The organism is Pseudomonas sp. FP818 (assembly GCF_030687335.1).
Classification (GTDB): Bacteria; Pseudomonadota; Gammaproteobacteria; order Pseudomonadales; family Pseudomonadaceae; genus Aquipseudomonas; species Aquipseudomonas shahriarae.
This window is the reverse complement of record NZ_CP117427.1, coordinates 3,385,769-3,411,811: the sequence shown is the minus strand read 5'-3', so window position 1 is coordinate 3,411,811 and position 26,043 is coordinate 3,385,769. Positions and strand designations below refer to the sequence as shown.

The following is a 26,043-nucleotide window of genomic DNA, read 5'->3' as shown; positions in this document are numbered from 1 at the left end:
ACCGGATGTCTCGGTGCCCATGGGCTCTCATCTGACCTCCAAGTTCACCGGGCTCAACAGCAGCACGGGCTGGACGGATTTTTCCATCGCTTTGAATGACTGCCCGGCGTTCAACGGGATCTATACGACAACGGGGCCGGCCTGGTCATCGCAAAGTGGAAATTTTCCTTCTGGTACGAACATCGGCAGTGGCTCTCTGGTGCGTAACACCCTGCAGTACCGCATCGACCCCGCGCGTACGGCGATCAACACGAATAACGGTGTACTGAGCCTCGACCCTGGCGCCACGGGCAGTGCGCCCGCCGCCACAGGGGTTGGCGTGCAGGTGCAGAACCGCAACGGCAACTCGGTCATCCTTGGAACCAACCAAAGCAGCGGCCTCACCCTGCGCCCCAACGAGGGGGAGTTATACGATCCCCTTGCGCGCCCGCTACCTGCAGACGGCGAGCAAGGTAACCCCCGGCCCGGCGAATGCCTCGGCGACGTTTACGATTATTTACCAGTGATTGCTCCTGCTAGGTCTGCGTCAGAACCGATCCAGCCGATAGGCCGCCAATGCCGGCAATCCCTGGGGCTGAGGCACATAAATCGGCGATACCCACTGCGCGATCAGTTCGGCGGTGACGGCCGCTTGCGTCAACCCCAAATGTTGATGCCCGAAAGCAAGCAACACTCTGCCGTCGCACACCCGGTCGATGATCGGCAGCGAGTCCGGCAACGACGGCCGAAAGCCCATCCACGGCGTGGCGTCCTCAGCGCTCAATTCGTGACGCAACAGGCCGTGGCTGAGCCGGTGCAATTGCCAGGCGCGCTGCATGTTTGGCGGGCGGTCGAGGCCGGCGAATTCCACGGTGCCGGCCAGCCGCAGCCCATCGCTCATGGGCGTCATGATGAACTTGCGTTCCAGTGAGGTGACGGCGAAGGGCAGGCGATCTTGTTCATGGGGCAGCATCAGGTGATAACCGCGCTCGGTGTCCAGGGGCACCTTTTTGCCGGTCAGCGCTTGGGTGAGCCTGGCCGAGTGGGCGCCGCAGGCGATCACTACCTGGCGTGCGGCCAAGCGGCCCTGGTCGGTGATCAGTGCAACGCCCTGGGCCTGAAGCTGGCCGTCCCGGACCTGGCGCTTGAGAAAGGTCACGCCGCTGGCCTTGGCGGCCTCGACCAGTTCGCACACCACGCGATACGGGTCGAGGAAATGCCCGGTGCGGGGAAAGAACAAGCCCCCCTGGATCCGCTCGCTCAATTGCGGTGCGGCCTGCTGCACGGCGTCGGCCGACCAGCAGTCCACCGGCACGTTCTGCTGGGTCATGCGCGCTTGCAAACCCTCAATTGCTTTCCGCGATTCGGCACGCTCGAACACCAGCAGCGAGCCGTCCTCGCGCATCAACTGTGGCCGGTCGATGTTCGCCAACAAGCGCTGCCAGGCGCCCAGGCTGCTTTCGTTGAGGGCACGGATACCGGCGACCGTGCGCTGGTAGGCGGCGGGGCGCAGGTTTAACAATAGCCGAGCAAACCAGGGCAGCGCACGGGGCAGGTATTTCCAGTCCAGGCGCAGTGGGCCCATGGGGTCCATGAGCATCGCGGGCAGGCGCATCAGGATCGACAGGTCGGCGATGGGGAATACCTGTTCGGTGGCCAAATGCCCTGCATTGCCGAACGAGGCGCCCATCCCCGGTTCCTGCTGGTCGATGACCACCACGCGCCGGCCCTGGCGCGCCAGTTGCAGCGCGCAGGCGACGCCGATGATGCCGGCGCCGACCACCGCGATGTCGATCTCGGTTTGACGATTGTCGAGCATGATCAGGCTTCTCTCTGGCCGTCGAGCAAGCGTCGCAGCCGCAGGGGGTTGCCTTGTTTCAGTGCGTCGGGCAGCAGGCTGTCGGGGAAGTCCTGGTAGCACACCGGCCGCAGGAAACGCAGGATCGCGCCGGTGCCGACCGAGGTCGAGCGCGAGTCCGAGGTCGCGGGGAAGGGCCCGCCATGCACCATGGCATCACACACCTCGACCCCGGTCGGCCAGCCGTTGACCAGCAGCCGGCCAGCCTTGCGCTCAAGTGCCGGCAGCAATGCCCGTGCCTGTTCAACATCCCCCTCATCCAGGTGCAGGGTGGCGGTCAACTGGCCTTCGAGGTGCTCAGTCACTTGGCGCATTTGCGCGTTGTCGGCGCACTGCACCAGGAGCGAGGCGGCGCCGAAGACTTCGGCCTGCAAATGCGGGTTGGTAAGGAAGTCTTGCGCGTGGGTAGTAAACAGCTGCGCCTGGCATTGGTTCGGCCCTTGCGCCGGCAACCCGCTGGCCAGGCAGTGGGCATGCTCAGCCAGTGCGCTGACGCCCGCCTCATAGGCCTGGAAGATGCCCGGTGTGAGCATGGTCTGCGCCGGGCTGCGTTGCAGCAAGTCGCTGGCGAGGCTGACAAACTGCTGCAGTTCCGGACCTTGAACCGCAATCACCAGGCCGGGGTTGGTGCAGAACTGCCCGGCGCCCTGGGTCAATGAGGCGACAAACCCTTGTGCCAGTGCTTCGCCGCGCGCCTTGAGGGCGCCCGTAAACAGGTACACCGGGTTGATGGCGCTCATTTCCGCGTACACCGGAATGGGCTCCGGCCGTGCCTGGGCCGCCTGGCACAAGGCAATACCGCCACTTTGCGAACCGGTGAATCCCACTGCCTTGATCCTTGGGTCGCTGACCAGGGCAATCCCCACTTCGCGTCCGGAACCGTACAGCAGGGAAAACACGCCCTCGGGCAGACCACACTGCTTCACGGCACGGGCCAGCGCGCGGGCCACCAGTTCGCTGGTGCCGGGGTGGGCGCCGTGGGCCTTGACGATCACCGGGCAACCGGCGGCAAGGGCTGAAGCGGTATCACCGCCGGCCACCGAGAACGCCAGCGGGAAGTTACTGGCGCCGAATACGGCCACCGGGCCCAGCGGCACCTGGCGTTGGCGCAGGTCGGCACGGGGCAGGGGCTGGCGGCCTGGTTGGGCGCCATTGACCCGCACGTCCAGCCATTCGCCAGCGCGTACGGTGCGGGCGAAGGTACGCAGTTGCTGGCAGGTGCGGCCCCGTTCGCCCTGGATCCGCGCGTGGGGCAAGCCGGTTTCGGCCACGGCACGCTCGATCAGTTCATCGCCGAGGGCTTCGATTTCGCTGGCGATGGTTTCGAGGAATTCAGCACGCGCCGCCAGTGATGTCTCGCGGTAGCTGTCGAAGGCTGACCACGCCAACGCGCAAGCCTGGGCCACCTGCTCGGTGGAACCGCCGGGATAGGCCGGCTCCAGCGCAGCATCGGTGGCTGGGTTGATCGCACGGATGGCTGTGCGGGTGCCGGGAATGGAGTGCTGACCGATCAGCATATTGCCTGTCAGAGTCATGGCCTGTTCCTGAAAAAAGAAGGGACGCCGCTGTGTAGCAGCGGCGTACGAGCAGTCAGTCGACGTTCTGTTCTGCCGACCAGTTGGCGTACCACTGGCGGAACAGCGCGTACTGGTGCTCGGCATACCGGCGTTGGGCATCGCTGAGCACATCGCTGTCGTTGAAGTGCAGGCTGTATTCCAGGTCGCCATTGAGCACCATCAGGTGCTTGTAATAGAGCACCAGGTCGCAGCCTTCATCGAAGGACGACAGCACCGCCAGCGCCGCTTCCAGCTCCCGGGCCTGGCGCCGGGCCTTGGCATCGCCCTTGGCAGCCTTCTTACTCAGGGCCACCAGTTGCAGGACTTCCCGTGGCAGGGCGTTGCCGATGCCAGTGATCGCGCCGGTGGCGTTGCAGTTGACGAAACCGTGCACCACCTGGGTATCGACACCGACCATCAGGGTCACGTCATCGTCCTTGGAGGTGATGTGTTCGGCCGCATAGCGCAGGTCGGCACCGCCGCCGAACTCCTTGAAGCCGATCAGGTTCGGGTACTCGCGACGCAGTTCAAAGAACAGGTCGGCGCGGGTGGCGAAGCCGTAGTAGGGGCTGTTGTAGATCACCGACGGCAGGTTCGGTGCGGCGCTGAGGATCGCCGCGAAGTGGGCCTTTTGCGCAGTGGCCGAAGCGCCACGGGACAGCACCCGTGGGATGACCATCAAACCGTGGGCGCCGACCTTGGCGGCGTGGGCGGCATGGGATATTGCTTCACGGCTGTTGACCGCCCCGGTGCCGACAATGGTCGGGATGCCCGCAGCCACCAGGCGCGCCACGCCTTCCTGGCGCTGGGCTTCGGTGAGCAACGGCCAGTCGCCCATGGAGCCGCAATACACCACGGCGCTCATGCCGATGTCGATCAGTTCGCGGCCCTTGGCGACCAGGGCGTCGAAGTCCGGCTGACGCTCGGCGGTGCACGGGGTCATCAGGGCAGGGATGCAGCCGGTGAAAATGTTATCGCTCATGGTTCTATCTCCTTGGAAGGGTCTGTTGTAACGCTGCCGGGTGCTCAAATGCCCCAGGCGAAGGGGTCCTGTTCGTCGATCAGCAAGGTGCTGTCGGCGGTCATATAGGCGCGGCCGGTGATGAAGGGGCGGATGCGTTCGCCCTCCCATTCAAAACGGCCTTCGAATTGGCTGGCGGTGATGCTGGCTTGTACCCAGGGCTCACCGGCCTGAAGCTTTCCATCGGCGGCCAGGCACGCCAGCTTGGCGCTGGTACCCGTGCCGCAGGGCGAGCGGTCGTAGGCCTTGCCGGGGCACATGACGAAGTTGCGGCTGTCGGCCTGGTCGTCATCGGCGAACAGTTCGATATGGTCGATCAACGCGCCGTCTGCGCCATGGATGCCTTGGGCTTCGAGGGCCTTGAGCATGGCCCAGGTGAAGTCGGTAAGGACCTCGACATTGGCCATGTGCACATCCTGGCCGTGCTCGGACACCAGGAAAAACCAGTTGCCGCCCCAGGCGATATCGCCGTAGATCCGGCCATGCCCCGGTACATCCACGGGCACCTGCTGGCGATAGCGATAGGCGGGCACGTTGCGCAGGGTGACCGCGCCGTCCTCATGCAGGGTGGCGCTGACTTGGCCCACCGGCGTGTCGATGCTGTGCACCCCTGGCGCGATGCGGCCCAAGTAGTGCAACGAGGCAATCAGGCCGATGGTGCCGTGGCCACACATGCCGAGGTAGCCGGCGTTGTTGAAAAAAATCACCCCGCAGGTGGCCCCCGGCGAGACCGGCTCGCAGTACAGAGCGCCGACCAGTACATCGTTGCCACGGGGCTCCAGCAGGCAGGCGCGGCGCCATGGGTCGTGCTCGGTGCGCAGGCTCTCGAGCTGCTCGGCGATGGTCTGGCCGGCCAGCTGCGGGAAGCCATTGATGATCAGGCGCGTCGGTTCGCCGCCGGTGTGGGAGTCAATCACATGCAGTCGTTTCATCCAGCTATTCCTTGGTGATTGGCCAATTACGCGTTCGCCGGGTGCATGCCGGTAGTGGGCAGCACGGCTTCGCTTTCGTCGTCTTCGTGTTCCAGTTCTACCAAGTGCGCCGGCACGCCGGTGGCCGCACCCCAGTAGTAGATGCCCATGGCGCAGGCGGCGACGACCAGGGTGTCGAAGGGATGACTGAGCACGCCCAGGCCGCCGAAACTACCGAGTTTCGACAGCACCATGGTCACGGCGTAGAAGCCGATCAGCCACGCGCTGGAGCGCACTTGCTGGGCGATGCTCAGGTGCTGGGTCGGCACCAGGCGGCGGCACAGCAGGTACACCACAAACATCACGATTTGCAGGCCCAGCAGCCAGGACACGGTGTTCCAGCCCGACCAGTAGACGATCAGCGCGGCGATGATGAACGACAGCGGGCCCAGCACACTCATCCACTTGACCCGGAACGGGCGCGGCATGTCCGGTGCATTGCGTCGCAACGCAGCCACGCACACCGGGGCCACGGCGTAGCTCAACACCAGGGCGGCGGACACCACATTGATCAGCGCTTCCCAGGACGGGAACGGCAGGGTCCAGAACACCGACAAGCCAAAGGTCAGCCACAACGCCGGGCGCGGGATGCCGGATTTCTCATCAATACGCGTGAAAATCTTGAAGAAGGTGCCGGTCTGCGCCCAGCCATAGATCACCCGTGGCGTGGCGTTCATATAGATATTGCCGCAGCCGCTGGGGGAGATCACCGCGTCGGCCACCACCAGGTAGGCCAGCCAGCCCACGCCCAGGGCCAGGGCGATATCGCGATAGGGCAGGGCCAGTTCCTTGCTGATGCCGGCCCAGCCATTGGCGAGCATTTCGGTGGGCACGCCGCCGAGGAAGGCCACTTGCAGCAGCACATAAATTGCCGTGGACAGCAGCACCGAAAGGATCAGGGCAATGGGAATGGTGCGTTGTGGGTTTTTCACTTCGCTGGCCACCGAGATGATCGGCGTCAGCCCCAGATAGGCAAAAATCACCCCGCCGGCGGACACCGCCATTTCAATCCCCGACAGGCCGAACGGCGCGAACCCCTGGGAGTGGAAGTTGGCCGGTTTGAAGAAGGTGAACAGCACGCCGATCACCAGCAGCGGCACGATGAACTTGAAAATGCTGACCAGGTTATTGGCGATGGCGAAGGTCTTGACGCTGCGGTAATTGAGCACGAAAAACAGGCAGAGCAGGCCGAACTGCACCAACCAGCCGAGGGGGGTGGGGTCGCTGGAGCCAGCCTTGGTCAACTCGGGAAACCAGGCGGCGGCATATTGCCTTGCGGCAACCACTTCAATCGCCACCAGGCTGGAAAACGCGATCAGCGTGATAAAGCCCATCAGGTAGCCCAGCAGCGGGCCGTGGGAATACACCGGGTAGCGCACCACGCCCCCGGCACGGGGCAGGGCGGCGCCCAATTCGCAATACACAATGCCCAGCAACAGCACGGCAAAACCGCCGAGCAACCAGGAAAAAATCCCCGCGGGGCCGGCAATGGACGACACGTGACTGGCGGCAAACAACCAACCGGAACCGAAGATGGCTCCCAGGCCGATAAAGGTGAGGTCGATCAGAGACAGCTGTTTCTTGAACTTGCCTTGGGCTGACATAGCGGCGCCTTCTTGTGGGTTATTGGATAGGCATGCAGTGGCGCTACAGTGAACCCATCGGCGCGCTGGCGATTGATGTTTTGCGCGGCTATCAATGACGAATTCAGCACAATTGCCAGGTGGGCAACGGCACTCGACAGGGCCCCGGCCATCGGGCAATCTGCTGGCCCGGCGAGGCGATAAACGAGGCGGTGAGCGGCATGATGCACAACGCGTTTGCAGCCCTGTGCCAGGGCGATGAGCAGCGCCCCCACAGCCTCGAACAGCTGCTGGCGGGCGTGGCCATGCTGTTGCCGATGCTCGACGTGATCCCCAATGCGACGATGTTTATCAAGGATGTGCAGGCGCGCTATGTCATGGCCAACCACACCCTGGTGCAGCGCTGTGGCTTGAAAGACCGGCGCCCGTTACTGGGCAAGACCAGCGCCGAAGTGTTCCCCGCGCAGTTGGGGCCGGGCTATACCGAACAGGATCGGCGCGTACTGGAACAGGGCCTGGTACTGGAGGACCAACTGGAGTTGCACCTGTACGGCAGCCGTGAACCCGGTTGGTGCCTGACCCACAAATGGCCGTTGTATAACCGCGAGGGGGCGATCATCGGCTTGGCTGGGATTTCGGTCGACCTGCAATCCGCCAGCGAGACCCACCCGGCCTATCAGCGCCTGGCGGCGGTGGACGAACACATCCGCGCCCATTTCAACCAGCGCGTGACCCTCGGCGAACTGACACGCATCGCCGGCATCTCGGTGGCGCAACTGGAGCGTTACTGCAAGCGCGTATTTCACCTGACACCCCGGCAGATGATCCAGAAAGTGCGCCTGGAACATGCCCATCGCCTGTTGCACACCGAGTTGCCGATCACCGAAGTGGCCCTGCAATGCGGCTACACCGACCACAGTGCATTCACCCGCCAGTTCAAGGCGTTGACTGGCTTTACGCCGCGTCAGTATCGGCAGGCCACCAGCCAATGAGTGGACGCAAGTCCCTGTGGCAGATGGCTTGCCTGCGATAGCGGTGGGTCAGCCAACATCAATCCCAGCAATACCGCCGCCATCGCCGCCTCGCCGGGGCTCGACAGCTCCCACCTTGATCTTCAGGGTTTGGAAGATTGCGTTTCAGCTGCCATCGCAGGATGCATACGGTGCTCAATGTACTGAGGATCCTAGGTGGGAGCTGGCTTGCCTGCGATAGCGGCGGGTCAGCCAACATCAATCCCAGCAATGCCGCCGCCATCGCAGCCTCGCCGGGGCTCGACAGCTCCCACCTTGATCTTCAGGGTTTGGAAGATTGCATTTCACTACCACCGCAGGATGCACACGGTGCTCAATGTGCTGAAGCTCCAAGGTGGGAGCTGGCTTGCCTGCGATAGCGGCGGGTCAGCCAACATCAATCCCAGCAATGCTGCCGCCATCGCAGCCTCGCTGGGGCTCGACAGCTCCCACCTCGATCTTCAAGGGGTGGAGGATTGCATTTCAGCTGCCACCGCAGGATGCATACGATGCTCAATGTGCTGAAGATCCAATGTGGGAGCTGGCTTGCCTGCGATAGCGGTAGTTCAGCCAACATCAACCCCCGCAATGCTGCCGCCATCGCAGCCTCGCCGGGGCTCGACAGCTCCCACCTCGATCTTCAGCGGGTGGAGGGTTGCATTTCAGCTGCCACCTTGGATCTTCATTGCTGCAACTGAAGGGCCTCACGCTTGAAAAAGCGCTTCTGCTCAAATGGAATCTCTTCGCGGTCGGCGTAGGGTGCGCTGTACCAGTTGCCGTAGGTGGGATTCGGCAGCAGGAACCAGCGCTGGCCGAACCAGCCTGTATAGGGCTCGACCGCCCGGTGTTGGGCGGCCAGGGTGTTGTGTTCGGCCTGGACGAAATCCCCCAGGGAATCCCCGACCATCAACAGCACCCGCGCCTGGCTGGCGACCCACTGGCGGCGGCAGTTTTTGCCGTAGCCGGCCTGTTCGCAATGGCCGGTCGGGGTGGCGGCCGCCAGTATTTGTTGGTTGCTGTCCACCGGGAAACCACGCAGGCGCAGGTTAGCGACCGTGGCCTGAACCTGGCTGTGTTCGCGGTTGGTCAGGTAATACACCTTGATCCCGCGTTGCTGCGCCGCCTGCACAAACGCCACGGCACCGGGCAGGGTCTGGGCCTTGGCCTGGTCGACCCAGGTGTTCCAGCGATCATAGGAGTAGACCTGGTTGTTGATGATGTCCCGCGCGTTGAGTGGCACGTTGTCCAGCAGGGTTTCGTCGATATCGACGATCACCGCCGGCGGCAGGCCGCTGAGGTTGCGTGGGGCAAAGGGCAGGGCGTCCCAGTCCTTGCTGGCCAGGGCCACGTCGAGCTGGCGGGTGGCGTTGGCAAACACCTGGCGATAGATCAACTCATGCTCGATGGAGGTTTGGGTCCAGAGCACCGCATCCAGTTGGTCGTTGGCCGGTGGGTGCTGTTGGCAACCGACCAATAGTGAAGAGAACAGGCAGATGCTGGCGAAGGTGAGATTGCGCATGAAAGGCTCGGCCTCAAGAGTGAAGGGGCGCTCAGGGCCAGCACATTAGCCTAATCGACGAGGTTTGTGCGTGACCTGCGTATGATCCGCGGCTTCCAACCGCAGACCTCTTCAAGGATACGGCCCATGCGCCTGCGACAACCTCTGCTTGTTCTTTCCCCGCGCTGGCTCGGCTTGGGGGCTGCCCTGACGTTCAGCCACCTGGCCCAGGCCGATGAGGCGCTGCAGTTGGCGCCGCTGCAAGTCACCAGCACCGAACTGAGCGAAGGCGAAGCGGCCCAGGCGCAACTCAAGCAGGTACCCGGTGGGACCAACTACGTTGACATGGCCAGCGTCGAGCAGGGGCGGGTCAGCAGCAATGAAGACGTGCTCAAGTACCAGGCCGGAATCTATGCCAAGGCGGCGAATAACGAAGGGGTGAAAATCTCCATTCGCGGCTCGGGCATCAACCGTGGCCCCGGCAGCCATGCGTCCGGCCTGTATGAAACCATCGACGGCCTGCCACTCACCGGCCCCGGCGGCACGCCTTATGAACTCAAGGACCCGCTGTGGCTCAGCCGCGTCGAAGTGCTGCGCGGTGCCAACGGTTTCGACCGCGGCGCACTGGCCCTGGGCGGGGCGGTCAACTATGTCACCCGCACCGGCTACGATGCGCCCAAGTTGCGCGTGCGCTACGAGGCCGGCAGCCACGGGTATGCCCAGCGGGAAATCAGCTCCGGGCAAGTGCTGGGTGATGCCGACTATTACATCAGCCTGACCGACACTGACTACGATGGCTTCCAGCAACAAAGCGCCGGCAGTGGCAAGGGCGTGGCGGCCAACTTCGGCTACCGGTTCAACCCGGACCTGGAAACCCGCTTCTATTTGCGTTACCGCGAAACCGCCAACGACAGCCCCGGCAAACTCACGCGCCAGCAGATCGAGCACAGCCCGCGTGCGGCCAATGCGCTCAATTTGACGCGCGACTCCAAGCGCTTGCAGCCGGGTTCTACCTGGATCGCCAACAAGACCACGCTGCAGTTGGACGATAACTCCCGCATCGAAGCGGGGCTGGTGTACCACGACTACCCCATGGACCTGCGCGAAGGCACCAACCGGCTCAAGGTGGCGTATACCGATATCAGCGGCACCTTGAACTACATCCGCCAGGACACCCTGCTGGGACGCGACAGCAAGACCATGGTCGGCCTGCGCACCACCCAGGGCCTGCCCAATAACGGTGTGTCGGAGTACGTGCGGGTGCCTGCAGGTGCCACCGCCGGTTTTGCCCCGGGCACCAAGACCCGTGACTACAGCTACCTGGGGTCGGATACGGTGCTGCACGTGAGCAACGACCTGGAGCTGCTGCCCGATCTGTGGCTGACCACCGGGCTGGCGGCGATCTATACCCGTCGCGAAACCGAAGTCACCTATCCCGAGACCCATGCCCCCTTGAGCACTCATGCCTGGGACTATGCCCCGCGCGTGGGCCTGCGCTATGACTTCAACCCGCAATTGCAGGTGTATGGCAACCTGAGCCGCTCGGTGGAGCCGCCGCATGCCTGGTCGATGATCTGGGGTTCCAATAAGTTCTTTGCCAAAGATGTTAATAATCCGGCTTCCGGCTTGGCCCGCGAAGGCGTGGAACTGCAAAACCAGACCGCCACCACCCTGGAAGTGGGCGGACGCGGCGAAGCCTGGTTCGGCCAATGGGATCTGGCGCTGTATCACTCGCTGGTGCGCCATGAGTTGCTCAGCGTCGAGACCCAGGCGGCTACTACGCCCAACCTGTCGCAGGTGGTCGCCGAATCCAACGCCAGCCCGACCATTCACCAAGGCCTGGAACTGAGCCTCACCAGCCCGTTGTGGGAGGGCGGCAACACTGGTCGCCTGGCCCTGCGCCAGGCCTACACCTACAGCAACTTCCACTACCGCGACGACCCGCGTTTTGGCGACAAACACATTGCCCGGTATCCCCAAGCACTATTACCAGGCGCAGGTGCGCTACAGCCATCCCAGCGGCTTTTTCAGCAGCCTCAATGGCGAGTATTCCTCGCGGGTGGCGGTGGACTACGCCAACTCCTACTACGCGCGAGCCTATGGCTTATTGGGCACCACCGTTGGCTATGACGCGCCGAAGCAGGACTGGCAAGCCTGGGTCGACCTGCGCAACCTGACCAACCAGCGCTATGCCAATACCGTGACCCCGGGCTATGACGATCATGGCAAGGATATGGCGCGCTCGACGCCGGGCGATGGCATGGGCGTGTATGCCGGGGTGTCCTGGAGCTTGCGCTAAGCAGGCGAACCCCTCGCCATAAGTCGGGCCTCCTGCACCTGTGCGGGACAGCTGGTCTGGATGTGCCTGGGGTTCGTTGCCAAGCTCTTGCCCTGCCATCGTTTTACTGTCATCGTTTGCGCGATTGGTAATCTTTCTTGTTTGAGAAACTTTTGCGCATGCATGACTTTCCTGTGGCCGATTGTGATATGGCCCGCCGCCAGCAGACACTCACTGCGCTCTACAGCGACCACCATTCCTGGTTGCAGGGTTGGCTGCGCAAGAAACTCGGCTGTTCGCAGCATGCGGCGGACCTGGCCCAGGATGCATTCGTGCGGGTGTTGCTGCTGGCCGAGCCCCACAATATTCAGGAGCCTCGGGCATTTCTCGCGACCACTGCCGGGCGCTTGCTGATTGACGGTGCGCGGCGACGCAAGATCGAGAAAGCCTATATGCAAGCCCTGGCGATCCAGTACGAAGACGCTGGCATGCCCGATCCGGCGACCATTCATGTCGCGCTGCAGGCCCTGGAACGCATTGCGCTGATGCTCGCCGGCCTGCCGGACAAGGCCCGCGAAGCGTTTCTGCTCAGTCGCCTGGACGGCCTGACCTACAGTGAAATCGCGGCCCAGCTCCAGGTCTCCTCCAGCACAGTAAAAAACTACATCTCCAGCGCGCTGGTGCATTGCTACCAGACGCTGCATGGCGCGGATCCGCTTTGATGTCCGCCGAACAGATTGTCAGCGAGGCAGCGCAATGGTTGGCGCTGCTCAATGATGAGAAAGTCAGCGCCGCTGACCGCCAGGCATTTGAAGAGTGGTGTGAGGCTGACCCACGCCATCGGGTGGCTTTCGAGCGCATGGGGGCATTGTGGGGCAGCCTCGATGAACTGCCTGCCGAACCGGCACGGCTGGCATTGAATCAAGCCTTCATCCCACGCAAGCCCGGTTACGCCGTGCGCGGCGGGCAGGTCCTGGGGCTGTTGGGTGTGTTGGTGCTCGGCTGGGCGAGCGTCGAGCAACTGCCACTGTGGATGGCCGACCAACGTACCGGCGTCGGCGAACGGAGCCAGGTGGTCCTGGCCGATGGCAGCCAGGTGCAGCTCAACAGCAACTCGGCACTGGACGTGAAATTCGACGGCCAGCAGCGTGTAATCGAGTTGCTCAAGGGCGAGATGTGGGTCGAGGTGGCCAAGGATGCGCAGCGGCCATTTGTGGTGCGCACCGACCAGGGCACGGCGACCGCGTTGGGCACGCGTTTCCTGGTCCAGCGCGCGGTGGATGGCTCGACCGTGGTCACGGTGATCGAATCAACGGTGGCCGCCAAAGGCAATCACAGCGAGGCGGTGAAGGTCACGGCAGGCCAGCGCGCGATCCTCAAGCAGGGCCACGCCCAGCCGGCGCAAGCGGTCGGCAGCGGCGACCCGGCGGCCTGGACCCGGGGCTTGCTCACGGTGGATGACCGGCCGTTGAGCGAGGTCCTGCAAACCCTGGCCAGCTATCGCCATGGCGTGGTGCGTTTTGATCCTCAGGCGTTGCAAGGCATGCGCGTGTCAGGGGTGTTCAAGCTCGATGACAGCGATGCAGCGCTGGCGACCCTGGCGGATAACCTGCCGATCAAAGTGGAGCATTTCACCGACCTGCTGGTGGTGATCAAACCCCTCTGATCTGCCTGAAGACACCCGTTCAAATAAAAACCGGTCTCATTCATACCCGATTTCCCGACATGGCCGTCATGGAATATAGAACCCTCTTTTCCAGGACCTCTCATGTCACGCTTTGCTCGTCCGTTGCACCCGCTGGCGCTGTCAGTGGCGATGGCTTTTGCCGCTGTGCCCCTGACCATTCACACCGCATGGGCTGATGAAAGCAGCCATTTCTCGATCCCTGCCGGTGACCTGAGCCAGGCCCTCAACGGCTTTGCCGAACAGGCCGGGCTGGTCCTGGCCTTTGATCCGGCCTTGACCCGCGGCAAGCGCAGCAGCGGTTTGAACGGGCAGTTGAGCAGCGACGCGGCACTCGCCCAGTTGCTGGCGGGCAGCGGTTTGCGGGCCCAGGCGCTGTCTGCCCAGCGCTATCGCATCGAGCCGATCCCCCAGGCGGATGGCTCGGTGGAGTTGCAAGCCACCACCATCAGCGCTGCCGAGCAAAGTGAAAGCCCCATCGGCCCGGTGTCCGGCTATGTGGCCACGCGCAGCCTGTCCGGTACCAAGACCGACACCGCGCTGATCGAGACCCCGCAGTCGATCTCGGTGGTCACCAAAGACCAGATGCGCGCGCAGAATGCCGAGAGCCTCAACCAGATCCTGCGCTACAGCGCCGCGGTCGTCCCGGAAACCCGTGGCGCCACCGCCTCGCGCCTGGACCAGTTGACCATTCGCGGCTTCTTGCCAGTGACTTACCTCGACGGCCTGCGCGTGGCGTCGAGCCGCGATGCCTCGCCGCAAAAGGATGCCTTCGACCTGGAGCGCGTGGAGGTCCTGCGCGGCCCGGCCTCGGTGTTGTATGGCCAGGGCAGCCCCAGCGGCGTGATCAATATGGTCACCAAACGCCCGCTGGATACGCCTTTTCACGAAGTGGGCGTGGAGTACGGCACCTTCAACAAAAAGCGCACCACCTTCGATCTCAGCGGCCCGCTGGATGAGCAAGGGGTGTACTCCTACCGCGTCGCCGGCTTGTTCGATGATGCCGACGGCCAGGTCGAGCACACCGAGACCCGCCGCCAATCCCTGTCTTCGGCCTTCACCTGGCGCCCGAACGAGGACACCTCGCTGACCCTGCTCGGGCATTTTCAGAAGGATCCCAAGGGCGCTTCCTACGGTTCGATGCCGGCCTGGGGCTCGGTGTTTGCATAGCCCGCTGGGGCGCAAGATTGATGTCGATTTCTACGACGGCGAGAAGAACTTCGAGAAGAGTGACCGCGCGCATTACTCCATCGGTTATGCCTTCGAGCATCACCTCGACGACGTCTGGACCGTGCGCCAGAACGCTCGCTATATGCGCAGCGAAGGGATCTACCGCAGTATCTACAGCAGCAACCTGCAGGCTGATTACCGCACCTTGAACCGCTCGACCATCGCCACCGATGTCGACATGGATGCCTACAACCTGGATAACCAGTTGCAGGGCAAGTTCGACACCGGCCCGGTCCAGCACACGCTGTTGATGGGGCTTGATTACCAGAACCACCAGCGTCGATACCAAGGCCGGTTACGGCAAGGGACCGGACCTGGATATTTTCGATCCGGTATATGGCGCGCCGGTCACCACCCCGGCATTTTCCAGCGACGCGACCCAGCGCAGCGAGCAGACTGGCGTGTACCTGCAGGAGCAGGCGAAGTGGGATAAGTGGGTGCTGTTGATGGGCGGTCGTTATGACTGGGCCAGCACGGATAACAGCTCATTGAGTTTGACCGACGGCAAGAAAGCCAAATCCTCCCTGGACAGCAAAGCCTTCACCGGCCGCCTGGGGGTGGTCTACCTCTTCGATAACGGCCTAGCGCCATACGCCAGCTATTCCGAATCCTTCTCCCCGCAATCGGGCACCGGCTACGGTGGTTCGGTGTTCAAGCCCACCGAAGGCAAACAGTACGAAATCGGCATCAAGTACCAGCCGCCAGGCAGCAACAGCTTTATCACCGCCGCCATCTTCGACCTGCGCCAGAACAACGTGCCGACCATGGACCCGGACCCAACTCACTTGTGCGGCAATGGTCGCTGCCAGGTCCAGGACGGTGAAGTGCGCTCCCGTGGCTTTGAACTCGAAGGCAAGGCCAGCCTCAACGACAATCTGGATATCACGGCGGCCTATGCCTACCTCGATAACCGCATCAGCAAATCCAACAGCACCGTGCGCTATGCGCCGATCACCGACATTGGCGTCGGCCCCGCCGTGCCGACCCAGGGCACCACGACCTATGCTGTGCCGCGCCACACCGCCTCGGTGTGGGCCGACTACACCTTGCATGACGGCAACCTCAAGGGCTTCGGCGTGGGCGCAGGCGCGCGGTATGTCGGCTCGTCCTGGGGCGATACCGCCAACACCCTGAAGGTTCCGGGCTACACCTTGTTCGATGCGTCGGTGCACTACGACATCCCGCACATCAATACCCAGGGCGACAACCTGCGCCTGGCGCTGAACGCCACCAACCTGGCGGATAAAGAGTACGTGGCGTCCTGCTATTCGTACTCGTGGTGCTGGTACGGCTCGCAACGGACGGTGCAGGCCAGTGCGACGTATCAGTGGTAAACGCCGAGAGTTGATGAGGTTTTTTCCTACAACGGCCTTTTACCCAGGCCGTTGACTCTCTATTATCCGCCCCCAGCACCTCCGGCCATGGAGACGCTCCATCAACTAAGGAAGTCGTAATGCACATTGGAAAAATGCTGGGGTTGGCCCTAATGATGTTGGCAGTGAGTGGCTGCGCCAGCTTCACCAAGGACGAAGTCGCGCCAGTCACCCTGCCATCGAAGGCGAGCTTCGCCAACAAGCCGAACGTTTACGTCGACTTTGATTTCTATCAAGGCGAACCGACCAACGCTGCCGCTGCCGAAGTCCCCCAGGCGCGGGATATGCTGCGTCCGCAGCTGCAAAAAATCCTCACCGATTCCGGCCTGTTCGGTCGCGTGACCCTGGATGAGTTCCAGAAGCAGCCAGGCGATTACAGCCTGCGCCTGAAGGTCTACAACCATCCGCCAGGGGGCGGTCAGATGGTACTGGCGTTTATCAGCGGCTTCACCTTCACCATTATTCCGGCGTTGGGTACCGACCAGTACACCATGAGCCTGGAAGCCCTGGACCCACAAGGCCAGGCGCTTAGCAAAGGCAGCAACCACGATGCGATCAACACCTGGTTGGGTATCTGGTTTATCCCGATGATGGCCTACACGCCAAAAGAAGCGGTGACCGATACTTTCACGCGCCAGGTCAATGCGTTGCTCAAGCAGATGGTCGAGAGCAATAACCTGAAGTACTCGGCACTGGATGGCGGTGTACCGCGGGCCTGATGCGGCCTGCAAAAAAGGGAGCCGGCTGACGGGCTAATACCCGTTAGTTAAGGACGAACACTGTCTCTGTGGCGAGCGGGTTCTACTTAACTAACGGGTATTACCCGGCTGACCGGCTTCCTTTTTTTACCTGGTTTTTTACTTGAGTGCCTGGATGAACAGCGGGTCGCTGTACAAGGCTTTGAGCAAGTCACGCACCAGCGGGTTATAGGCATTCGCCGCATTCGGAATCGCAATGGGGCCGAAGAATGAACTGGACCACACGCTGGTCACTTCCTTGGTGGCGTCGTACACCACTGCATCGTTCTTGAACAGGGTGAAGCGCGCGGCCAGCGTGCCGTGGCCTGAGCCTACGCCTGCCGTCAGCTCGTTCTTCACCAGCAGCACGTCAAGGCGGCGTGGCGCGCTTTGATTAAGCAGGCCGGCCAGGGACAGTTCCTGGGTAAGTGCCGCCTGCACATGGGCGGGGATACTGCCGGCGGGCGAACTGATCGGATTGGCCCGAACCATCAACGAACCCTGGCCCGAGGCAGCAGTGACCTTGGCCTGGCTGACGGGCTGCAGCGGTGGCGTCTGCTTGAGGCGCTGGACGTTGTCGAAGTTGGGCTCGTATTGCGTCATGGTCACGCCGCAACCTTGCAGCAGCAGGACTAACAACGGGGCTAACAACAGAAACTTCTTCACGGCATTTCCTTGCGTGAGGGGAATAGTGGCGCGCGATTATGGGCAGCCGCGGGTAGGGCGGCAACCATGGCGGGGAGGGCAGGTGGCCGAGAAGGCATTTTAATGGCCCCCAACTGGCCGATGTTTCGCCAAAATCACTTTTATTTTCAGGTGGTTAGGTGGGATGCCAATGCGTAACGTAAAAATCACGCTGATTGCCTTGGCCCTGGCGAGCGGGGCGGCGGCGGCCCAGGGCAAGACGCTGCGCGAAGGGGATCGGTACATGTGCAGTTGGGGCGCGGGCACGGCGGCCAGGGCCCAGGAGCTGAAGTTGGCCGGTGTTTCGCTGTATGCCGCGCGGCAGAAAATCCAGCGGTACAAGTTCGACAAGTCCTGGATGCGCATGATGGCCATGGGGATCACCGAGCAGACCTATGACAGCCCCTCGCGGCTCAAACCGACGGCTGTTCGTTCGAGCTTTTATGAAGAGTGCGTGCGCTACAAACTGGCGCGTAAATAGACATGCTACATACTCGGTTATTAACCTGATAGTTATTAGGGTTTTAACCCGGCAAGTTTGGAAGTTGCACCAAAAAGTGGCACGAAAGATATCGCGAACCCTGAAAAATGTGTGGTTATTGAATGACTTAGCGCTGTTTCAATCCGACGAAAGGCTAATAATCAACTTGTTACAGGTTGTCTCGATGGTTATTATGACCGGGCGTTCACCTCCCACGGTTTATGCATTTTTAAATCCCAAGTTTCCATCAGCTACTTGGGATTTTTTTTGTCCGCGATTTGACCTTCATACCTGCCTGGCAGATAAACGTCCGTGGTTTTTCTGGCGCCAGTGCACCAACGCTTTCGCAGAAAAGTGTGGGGTAGCTAACACTTTCGTAGGATTGCCTACACGCGTTGCACAACCTGATCTACCCTGCATGGATCACGTCCATCGCGTCATGTGCGAGCAAGGGTGCCCAGGATGATTCCGATCGCTGAGTTGAGCCGCATCATGGCGTCCGGTTTCGTCCCGCTGTCGTGCGACTGTAGCGTCAACCCCCAGGGTTTCTTGACCATCCGAGTCTTCGAACCGGAGTCCGGTCGCGTCGAGCTGCTGTTGACCGGCGTGTCGCCCCAGGGTCTGGACAGCATCCGGGCCATCTCCAACCTGATTGGCGAACTGCGCACCGAACTCAAGGCCGGGCGCCGTGGGTTTGCGGCATTCGGCTAGGCGTCAGAGCCGGCGCAGAAACGAGCGGACAATGCGCTTGGTGGCGTCGGTGGTGTCCAGTTGCTCCAGGGCACTATAGGCATGCCACTGGCAGTCGGTGATTTCATTGCAGGGCCGGGCCTGGTCGATGTTCACCACTGAGGCTTCAAACACGTGATGCAGCGTGTCACTGGCCTTCAACTCCTGCAGATACAGCAAACCATCCACGTTCAGCCCGGTTTCCTCCTGTAACTCCCGCTCGGCCGCGCCGACTGGGCGCTCATCGCGCTCGACCTTGCCACCGGGCAATGCCCATTTCGACCTGGCCTTGCGCACGAACAGAATGTGCCCCTCACTTTCGCAAATCACCGTTGCGCGTATTTTCATCGTCTGTGCCCCCGCAAGATGATCGTCATAAAAGTGTAATGCAATTGTCATGCTGGGTCTTTATGGGCGGAGGCTGGAGACCGCGCAGGAAAACGCTGATACTGCCCGACTGAAAAAGTACCGATGAAGGAAAGTCATATGAGCACCATCCGCTGGGGCATGATCGGTTGTGGCAGTGTTACTGAAATCAAGAGTGGACCCGCTTTCTACAAAGCGCCAGGCTCGGCCCTGGTGGCCGTGATGGGGCGCCGTGAGGAAGCCGTGCGCGATTATGCGGCACGCCATGGGATTGCCCGGTTTTACACAGATGCCCAGGCCCTGATTGATGACCCCGAAGTGGATGCGGTGTACATCGCTACGCCCCCCGACAGCCACCTGGAATACAGCCTGCTGGTGGCGGCGGCGGGCAAGCATTGTTGTGTCGAAAAGCCGATGGCGCTGAATGCCGAGCAGAGCGCCTTGATGCAGCGCACCTTCGAGCGGGCCGGGCTGCATCTGTTTGTTTCCTATTACCGCCGCTCCCTGCCGCGCTTCCAGCAGGTGCGTGCCTGGCTGCAAGAGGGGCGCATCGGCGAGTTGCGGCAGCTGAACTGGACGTTGTGCAAGCCGCCATCGCCCACGGACACCAACGCGAGCAACTGGCGTACCGATCCGGCGATTGCCGGCGGTGGTTATTTTGCCGACCTCGCCAGCCATGGCTTCGACCTGTTCCAGTACCTGGCAGGGGATATTGTCGAGGTCACGGGTTATACCGCGCGCCAGGCCGGGCGCTATGCGGCGGAAGATGCGGTCACCGCCTGCTGGAGCTTCAGCTCGGGCGCGCTGGGGATGGGCTGCTGGAACTTTGTGGCTGACCGACGCGAGGATCGGGTCGAGTTGATCGGCAGCACAGGGCGCATCAGTTTTTCCGTGTTCGACGAGCAGCCGTTGCAACTTGCAGCCGAGGTCAGCGAAACCCTGCATATTGCCCATCACCCCCATATCCAGTGGCACCACGTGCTGGGCATGAACGCGCATATTCGCGGCGAGAGTGTGCACCCGGCACTGGCGATCGAGGCCCTGAAGACCGACCGCATCATGGATCGGGTGTTGCAGCGCAAGCCCTGACGCCGCCCACCCTTGTCGGAGCCGGCAAGGTGTTGGTCTGACTGGCGGCTATTGTCAGGAATTTCCCACAGGAGTACAAATGTACTCCATGACGACTCTCACTCCCCGCCGTTCCGCCATCCTGAACTTCATCCGCGAGCGTATCGCGCAGCAAGGTCAGCCCCCCAGCCTCGCCGAGATCGCCGAGGCATTTGGTTTTGCTTCGCGCAGTGTGGCGCGCAAACACGTGCTGGCGCTGACCGAAGCCGGGTTTATCGAGGTCAACCCGAACCAGGCCCGGGGGATTCGCCTGCTCAATCAACCGGCGCGGCCTGAGTGGCTGGAGGTCCCGGTGCTGGGCCGCGTGGCCGCTGGCCTGCCCATCGGCGCCGACGCCGAAGTGCACACGCGGCTGATGCTCGATCCGGCGACCTTCGCCCGGGTCCCGGATTACCTGCTGCGGGTCCAGGGGGACTCGATGATCGAGGACGGCATTCTCGATGGCGACCTGGTGGGCGTGCGGCGCAGTGCCGAAGCGCTGAACGGGCAGATCGTGGTCGCGCGCCTGGACGGCGAAGTCACCATCAAGCGTTTCGAGCGAGTGGGCCACAGTGTGCGCCTGTTGCCGCGCAACCCTGCCTATCAACCTATTGTGGTTCGTGCCGACCAGGACTTGGCCATCGAAGGCGTGTTCTGTGGCTTGGTGAGGCAAGGTTGATGGGCGCGGTGGTTGCGCTGGACTCGCTGTTCAATGGCGGGCGGGTGTGGAAGGGGCGGCCGGCCGCGCCGCCGGCCAGTGTGCACCCCACCGGGCTGGCGGCCCTGGATGCGGTGTTGCCCAGCGGTGGCTGGCCGGAGGCGGCCTTGAGTGAAATCCTTGTGGCCCAGCAGGGGGTGGGCGAGCTGCGACTGGTCTGGCCAACCCTGGCGCGGCTGTCGGCGGCCGGCGAGCGGATTGTGCTGGTGGCGCCGCCGTATACCCCATACCCCCACGCCTGGCAGAACGCCGGGGTGGACCTGCGCCAGCTCTCGGTGATCCAGGCCGATGAACGCGATGCCTTGTGGGCGGCCGAGCAATGCCTGCGCTCCGGCAGTTGCGGCGCGGTGCTGTGCTGGCCGCACAAGGCCGATGACCGGGCCTTGCGCCGTTTGCAGGTGGCCGCCGAAACCGGCCAGACCCTGGCGTTCGCCTGGCGGGCCCTGAGCGAGGCGATCAACCCGTCACCGGCCGCCCTGCGCCTGGTCGTCGAACCGAGCCAGGTGCGGGTGCTCAAGTGTCGGGGCGGCCTCGCCCATCCCGCGCCGATTGCCCTGGCCAGCGGGCACTGAGGTTGGTATGCGCTGGGTGTGCATTGTCTTCCCGCAATTGGCGTTGGACGGGGTCTTGCGTCAGCGTCCCGAACCCGACCAACCCTTGGCGTTGTTGGCCGGCCCGCCGCAACGCCGGGTGCTGCAAACCGTCAATGCCGCCGCACGTGCCCTGGGCTTGCGCCCCGGTCAATCCCTGACGGCGGCCCATGCCCTGACCAAGGCTTTTACCTGCGTCGAATACGACCCGGTGGATATCGAGCGCTGCCAGCAATTGCTCGCGGCCTGGGCCTACCGTTTCAGTTCCCAGGTCAGCGTGTTCTATCCGCGGGCCTTGCTGTTTGAAATCGAATCGAGCCTGGGCCTGTTCGGGCCGTGGCCGCTGCTGGAAGCACGCTTGCGCAAGGAACTGACCGCCCTGGGCTTTCGCCACCGTATCGTCGCCGCCCCCAACCCGGCCGCTGCGCGGGTGTTGGCCAATGCCTACGATGGCCTGGCGGTGGCCGATGTCGAGGGTTTACAGCACGCCCTTGGGTCGATGCCGATTGATCGCGTCGGCCTCACCCCGCAAGCCGCCACGGCCTTGTCGCGCATGGGCCTGCGGACCCTGGCCCAGGTGCAGGCGTTGCCCCGGCATACCCTGGCCAGGCGCTTCGACGCGGGGGTGCTCAAGCACCTGGATGCCTTGACCGGGCAACGGCCACTGGCCCTGGATTTTTATCAGCCGCCGGATCGTTTTGATCTGCGCATCGAGTTGAATTTCGATGTGCAGTCCCACCAGGCGCTGCTGTTTCCCTTGCGGCGCCTGACCGGCGACCTTGCGGCGTTCCTTTGTGGCCGTGACAGTGGCGTGCAGCGTTTTGCCCTGCACCTGGAGCATGCCGAGGCGCCCGACAGCGTGATCCAGGTTGGCCTGCTCAGTGCCGAGCGCGAACCCTCGATGCTGTTTGAACTGGCCCGTGGCCGCCTGGAGCAGGTGCAAGTGGCGGCGCCGGTGCGTGGCCTGCGCCTGCTGGCCGAAGACTTGCCGGTGTTTGTACCGCAGCGCCAGGACCTGTTCGACGAGCGCCCGCAGCAAACCCTGCCCTGGGTGCAATTGCGCGAGCGTCTGCGCGCGCGCCTGGGGGATGAGGCGGTGCAGGGCTTGCGCTTCCATGCCGACCATCGTCCCGAGTGCGCCTGGCTGCCGGGCGCCGACAGCCGTGCCTGCCCGGCCTTGAGCCCGGTGCAACGCCCTGGCTGGCTGCTCCATGAACCGACTCTGCTCGCCGAGCAGGGCCTGCAGATCCTGCTGGGCCCGGAGCGCATCGAGTCCGGTTGGTGGGATGGCGTGGATATCCGCCGCGATTACTACCTGGTGCGCACTCGCAGCGGGCAGCAAGGCTGGGCCTATCGCACCGTGGGTGACAGCGCCGGGCTGTGGCTGCAAGGCTGGTTTGCATGATGGAGGGCTACGCCGAGCTGCACTGCCTGTCGAACTTCACCTTCCAGCGCGGCGCGTCCAGTGCCCGCGAGTTGTTCGAGCGCGCCAAACAGCAGGGGTATCAGGCCCTGGCAATCACCGACGAATGCACCCTGGCCGGCATCGTGCGGGCCTGGCAGGCGGCCAAGGAGGTTGGGCTGGGGTTGATCGTCGGCAGTGAGGTGCGCCTGGAAAACGGCCCGAAACTGGTGCTGCTGGTGGAGGACCTGCAGGGCTACCAACACCTGTGCCGACTGATCACCCTGGCCCGGCGCCGTGCCGCAAAAGGCCAGTACCGCCTGTTACGCGAAGACTTTGCCGAGCCGGTGCCGGGGCTGCTGGTGCTGTGGCTGGCCGACGAGGGCGACACACCTGCCGACGGCCAATGGTTGTGCGAAACCTTCAGCGGGCGGCTATGGCTGGCGGTAGAGCTGCATTGCGCCCAGGACGATGCCCACCGCCTGGCGCAACGCCTGCAACTGGCCGCCAGCCTGCACCTGCCGGCCGTGGCCTGTGGCGATGTGCATATGCATGTGCGCAGCCGGCGCGCCTTGCAGGACACCATGACCGCGATCCGCCATCACCTGCCGGTGGCGCAAGCCGGCCAGCGCCTGCACCCCAATGGCGAGCGGCACCTGCGCAGCCTGGAGGCCCTGGGTGCGCTGTATCCGGCGCACTTGCTCGAAGAATCGCTGCACATCGCCCGCCGTTGCAGCTTCGACCTGAGCCAGTTGCGCTATCAATACCCCAGGGAGCTGGTGCCAGAAGGGCAGAGCCCAAAATCCTGGCTGCGTGCCTTGACCGAAGAAGGCATTGCCCGGCGCTGGCCCGAGGGGGTAGCAGCCAAGACTCTGGAGCAGATCAATAATGAGCTGGAGTTGATCAGCGAGCTGGGCTACGAAAGCTACTTTTTGACGGTGCACGACATCGTGCGCTTCGCCCGCAGCCGTTCGATCCTCTGCCAGGGCCGTGGCTCGGCGGCCAACTCGGCAGTGTGCTTTGCCCTGGGTATCACCGAAATCGACCCCAGCCGCATGAAAATGCTGTTCGAGCGCTTCCTGTCCCGGGAACGCAACGAGCCACCGGACATCGACGTGGATTTCGAACACGAGCGTCGTGAAGAGGTGCTGCAATACGTATTCCAGCGCTATGGCCGGCGCCGCGCGGCCTTGACCGCAGTAGTCAGCAGCTACCACGGTGCCGGCGCGGTGCGTGATGTGGCCAAGGCCCTGGGCCTGCCACCGGATCAGGTCAATGCCCTGGCCGATTGCTGTGGGCGCTGGAGCGATGAAGCGCCGCCATTGGAGCGCCTGCGCGAAGGCGGTTTCGACCCGGACAGCCCGGTATTGCGGCGGGTGTTGGGCCTGACCCAGCAACTGATCGGCTTCCCGCGTCACCTGTCCCAGCACCCCGGCGGTTTCGTGATTTCCGAGCAGCCGCTGGACACCCTGGTGCCCGTGGAGAACGCCGCCATGGCCGAGCGCACCATCATCCAGTGGGACAAGGACGACCTGGACGCCGTGGGCCTGCTCAAGGTGGATATCCTCGCCCTCGGTATGCTCAGCGCGATCCGCCGCTGTTTTGACCTGCTGCGCCGCCATCGTCACCTCGACCTGACGCTGGCGACGGTGCCCTCGGAGGATGCGGCGACCTACGCAATGATCAGCCGCGCCGACACCATCGGCGTGTTCCAGATCGAATCCCGGGCGCAAATGTCCATGCTGCCCCGACTCAAACCCAAGACGTTCTATGACCTGGTGATCGAGGTGGCCATCGTGCGCCCCGGGCCGATCCAGGGCGGCATGGTGCATCCGTATCTGCGCCGGCGGAACAAGGAAGAGCCCACGACCTATCCATCGCCCGAGCTGGAGGCGGTACTCAAGCGCACCCTGGGTATCCCGCTGTTCCAGGAGCAAGTGATGCAGATCGCCATTGTCGCGGCGCACTACACACCCGGCGAAGCGGACCAGTTGCGCCGCTCGATGGCCGCCTGGAAGCGCCATGGCGGCCTGGAGCCCCATCGCCAGCGGCTGCGCGACGGCATGCTCAAGAACGGTTACAGCCAAACCTTCGCCGCCCAGGTGTTCGAGCAGATCAAGGGCTTTGGCAGCTATGGTTTTCCTGAGTCCCATGCGGCCAGTTTCGCCTTGCTGACCTATGCCAGTTGCTGGCTCAAATGCCATGAACCGGCGGCGTTCGCCTGTGCCCTGATCAACAGCTGGCCCATGGGCTTCTACAGCCCGGATCAGATCCTGCAGGATGCGCGTCGCCATCATTTGCAGATTCGCCCGGTGGACGTGACCGCCAGTGACTGGGATTGCAGCCTGGAACCCATTGACGGCCAGCAGCCGGCGATTCGCATGGGCTTGCGCATGATCAGCGGCTTTCGCGAAGAGGATGGCCGGCGTATCGAAACCGCCCGCCAGGCCGCTGGGTTTTGCGGGATCGCCGACCTGGGCGAGCGCGCCCAGTTGGACAGCCGTGCCCAGGAACTGCTGGCCGATGCCGGGGCCTTGCGCCAGTTGGCCGGGCACCGGCACCGGGCACGCTGGGACGTGGCCGGGGTGGAGCAACAGTTGGGGTTGTTTGCCGGGGTGTCGAGCCCGCGGGAGGAGGCGGTGCAACTACCGGCTCCCAGTGTCGGTGAGGACCTGTATGCCGACTATGCCAGTGTGGGCACCACCCTGGGGCCCCATCCCCTGGCGCTGTTGCGTGATCAACTGCGTGCGCGGCGCTGCCGCAGTTCACAGGAATTGCAGGCGGTGGAGCACGGACGCAATGTCAGCGTTGCCGGCCTGGTCACCGGGCGCCAGCGCCCGGGCACGGCCAGTGGCGTGACCTTCGTGACCCTGGAAGATGAGTTTGGCAACCTCAACGTGGTGGTCTGGCGTGAGCTGGCCGAGCGTCAGCGCCAGGTGCTGGTGGGCTCACGGCTGCTCAAGGTGGATGGGCGCTGGGAGGCGGTGGGCGAAGTCCGCCATTTGATCGCCGGCCGCCTGAGCGACCTGACGCCGCTGTTGGCGGGGATCAGCGTGCGTAGCCGGGATTTCCACTGACGGGTAGGGCGCACCGACCTAATCGTCCCTCCTGTGGGAGCCGGCTCCTGCAATGGTTCTTCTACACAGTGAAACCATCGCGCCCGGCTATGCTCCAACATTGGCGACTGT

Annotated in this window: 20 protein-coding genes and 2 pseudogenes; 14 read left to right on the top strand and 8 right to left on the bottom strand. The window is 63.3% G+C overall.

The window, feature by feature from the left end; all coding sequences use genetic code 11:
* Positions 1–293 precede the first annotated feature (293 nt).
* Positions 294–506 carry a fimbrial protein gene (locus PSH80_RS15185; RefSeq protein ID WP_305417344.1) on the top strand — a complete coding sequence of 71 codons (213 nt, stop codon included), beginning with the start codon at positions 294–296 and terminating at the stop codon, positions 504–506.
* A 20-nt stretch (positions 507–526) separates the two neighbouring features.
* Here PSH80_RS15185 and PSH80_RS15180 read toward each other — a convergent pair whose 3' ends face one another.
* Genes PSH80_RS15180 through PSH80_RS15160 form a run of 5 tightly spaced genes read right to left on the bottom strand, consistent with a single transcriptional unit; the run spans position 527 to position 6,989 of the window.
* A complete protein-coding gene (locus PSH80_RS15180; RefSeq protein WP_220172297.1) occupies positions 527–1,798 on the bottom strand; it encodes an FAD-binding oxidoreductase in 1,272 nt (423 codons plus the stop codon).
* 2 nt (positions 1,799–1,800) lie between these two features.
* The gene (locus PSH80_RS15175; RefSeq protein ID WP_220172296.1) at positions 1,801–3,372 is read right to left on the bottom strand and encodes an aldehyde dehydrogenase (NADP(+)); all 1,572 of its coding nucleotides are present in this window, start codon (positions 3,370–3,372) and stop codon (positions 1,801–1,803) included.
* Positions 3,373–3,427: 55 nt separating this feature from the next.
* A complete protein-coding gene (locus PSH80_RS15170) occupies positions 3,428–4,375 on the bottom strand; it encodes a dihydrodipicolinate synthase family protein (RefSeq protein ID WP_057441006.1) in 948 nt (315 codons plus the stop codon).
* Between the two features lie 44 nt (positions 4,376–4,419).
* Positions 4,420–5,346, bottom strand: a complete 927-nt coding sequence (locus PSH80_RS15165) for a 4-hydroxyproline epimerase (protein WP_057959897.1) — start codon at positions 5,344–5,346, stop codon at positions 4,420–4,422.
* Positions 5,347–5,372: 26 nt separating this feature from the next.
* The gene (locus PSH80_RS15160) at positions 5,373–6,989 is read right to left on the bottom strand and encodes an APC family permease (protein WP_120733440.1); all 1,617 of its coding nucleotides are present in this window, start codon (positions 6,987–6,989) and stop codon (positions 5,373–5,375) included.
* A gap of 200 nt (positions 6,990–7,189) precedes the next feature.
* Here PSH80_RS15160 and PSH80_RS15155 point away from each other — a divergent pair, with 200 nt between their 5' ends.
* Positions 7,190–7,960, top strand: coding sequence for an AraC family transcriptional regulator (locus PSH80_RS15155; protein ID WP_198799360.1), 771 nt, complete (start codon positions 7,190–7,192; stop codon positions 7,958–7,960).
* A gap of 700 nt (positions 7,961–8,660) precedes the next feature.
* On the opposite strand, the gene PSH80_RS15150 is transcribed toward PSH80_RS15155, so the two are convergent.
* Positions 8,661–9,497 carry a 5'-nucleotidase, lipoprotein e(P4) family gene (locus tag PSH80_RS15150; protein WP_305417336.1) on the bottom strand — a complete coding sequence of 279 codons (837 nt, stop codon included), beginning with the start codon at positions 9,495–9,497 and terminating at the stop codon, positions 8,661–8,663.
* Positions 9,498–9,623: 126 nt separating this feature from the next.
* Here PSH80_RS15150 and PSH80_RS15145 point away from each other — a divergent pair.
* The 5 genes and pseudogenes from PSH80_RS15145 to PSH80_RS15125 all read left to right on the top strand — a co-directional run bounded on the left by PSH80_RS15145 (position 9,624) and on the right by PSH80_RS15125 (position 16,760).
* Positions 9,624–11,775, top strand: a pseudogene (locus tag PSH80_RS15145) (TonB-dependent receptor family protein).
* Positions 11,776–11,933: 158 nt separating this feature from the next.
* Positions 11,934–12,476, top strand: a complete 543-nt coding sequence (locus tag PSH80_RS15140; RefSeq protein WP_169989989.1) for a sigma-70 family RNA polymerase sigma factor — start codon at positions 11,934–11,936, stop codon at positions 12,474–12,476.
* Positions 12,476–13,420, top strand: coding sequence for a FecR family protein (locus tag PSH80_RS15135; RefSeq protein WP_169989988.1), 945 nt, complete (start codon positions 12,476–12,478; stop codon positions 13,418–13,420). The genes PSH80_RS15140 and PSH80_RS15135 overlap by 1 nt, the downstream gene beginning before the upstream one ends.
* Positions 13,421–13,522: 102 nt before the next feature.
* Positions 13,523–16,002: pseudogene (locus PSH80_RS15130) on the top strand (TonB-dependent siderophore receptor).
* 119 nt (positions 16,003–16,121) lie between these two features.
* A complete protein-coding gene (locus tag PSH80_RS15125) occupies positions 16,122–16,760 on the top strand; it encodes a hypothetical protein (RefSeq protein ID WP_099170904.1) in 639 nt (212 codons plus the stop codon).
* Positions 16,761–16,898: 138 nt separating this feature from the next.
* On the opposite strand, the gene PSH80_RS15120 is transcribed toward PSH80_RS15125, so the two are convergent.
* Complete coding sequence (locus PSH80_RS15120; protein ID WP_115128457.1) at positions 16,899–17,444, bottom strand: hypothetical protein; 546 nt, start codon at positions 17,442–17,444, stop codon at positions 16,899–16,901.
* A gap of 169 nt (positions 17,445–17,613) precedes the next feature.
* Here PSH80_RS15120 and PSH80_RS15115 point away from each other — a divergent pair, with 169 nt between their 5' ends.
* Positions 17,614–17,943, top strand: coding sequence for a hypothetical protein (locus tag PSH80_RS15115; RefSeq protein ID WP_057444032.1), 330 nt, complete (start codon positions 17,614–17,616; stop codon positions 17,941–17,943).
* A 462-nt stretch (positions 17,944–18,405) separates the two neighbouring features.
* Positions 18,406–18,654, top strand: coding sequence for a DUF1652 domain-containing protein (locus PSH80_RS15110; protein ID WP_057440802.1), 249 nt, complete (start codon positions 18,406–18,408; stop codon positions 18,652–18,654).
* A gap of 3 nt (positions 18,655–18,657) precedes the next feature.
* On the opposite strand, the gene PSH80_RS15105 is transcribed toward PSH80_RS15110, so the two are convergent.
* A complete protein-coding gene (locus PSH80_RS15105) occupies positions 18,658–19,020 on the bottom strand; it encodes an NUDIX hydrolase (protein ID WP_057959228.1) in 363 nt (120 codons plus the stop codon).
* A gap of 138 nt (positions 19,021–19,158) precedes the next feature.
* Between PSH80_RS15105 and PSH80_RS15100 the strand changes: the two genes are divergently transcribed.
* The 5 genes from PSH80_RS15100 to PSH80_RS15080 all read left to right on the top strand — a co-directional run bounded on the left by PSH80_RS15100 (position 19,159) and on the right by PSH80_RS15080 (position 25,932).
* Complete coding sequence (locus PSH80_RS15100; RefSeq protein WP_057440806.1) at positions 19,159–20,127, top strand: Gfo/Idh/MocA family protein; 969 nt, start codon at positions 19,159–19,161, stop codon at positions 20,125–20,127.
* A gap of 79 nt (positions 20,128–20,206) precedes the next feature.
* Positions 20,207–20,824, top strand: a complete 618-nt coding sequence (lexA, locus tag PSH80_RS15095) for a transcriptional repressor LexA (protein WP_057440807.1) — start codon at positions 20,207–20,209, stop codon at positions 20,822–20,824.
* A complete protein-coding gene (gene imuA / locus PSH80_RS15090) occupies positions 20,824–21,435 on the top strand; it encodes a translesion DNA synthesis-associated protein ImuA (RefSeq protein ID WP_120733431.1) in 612 nt (203 codons plus the stop codon). The genes lexA and imuA overlap by 1 nt, the downstream gene beginning before the upstream one ends.
* Positions 21,436–21,442: 7 nt before the next feature.
* A complete protein-coding gene (locus tag PSH80_RS15085) occupies positions 21,443–22,858 on the top strand; it encodes a DNA polymerase Y family protein (protein WP_169989985.1) in 1,416 nt (471 codons plus the stop codon).
* Entirely contained in the window at positions 22,834–25,932 is a 3,099-nt protein-coding gene (locus tag PSH80_RS15080) for an error-prone DNA polymerase (protein WP_305417328.1), read from the top strand. The genes PSH80_RS15085 and PSH80_RS15080 overlap by 25 nt, the downstream gene beginning before the upstream one ends.
* The last annotated feature ends 111 nt before the right edge of the window (positions 25,933–26,043 follow it).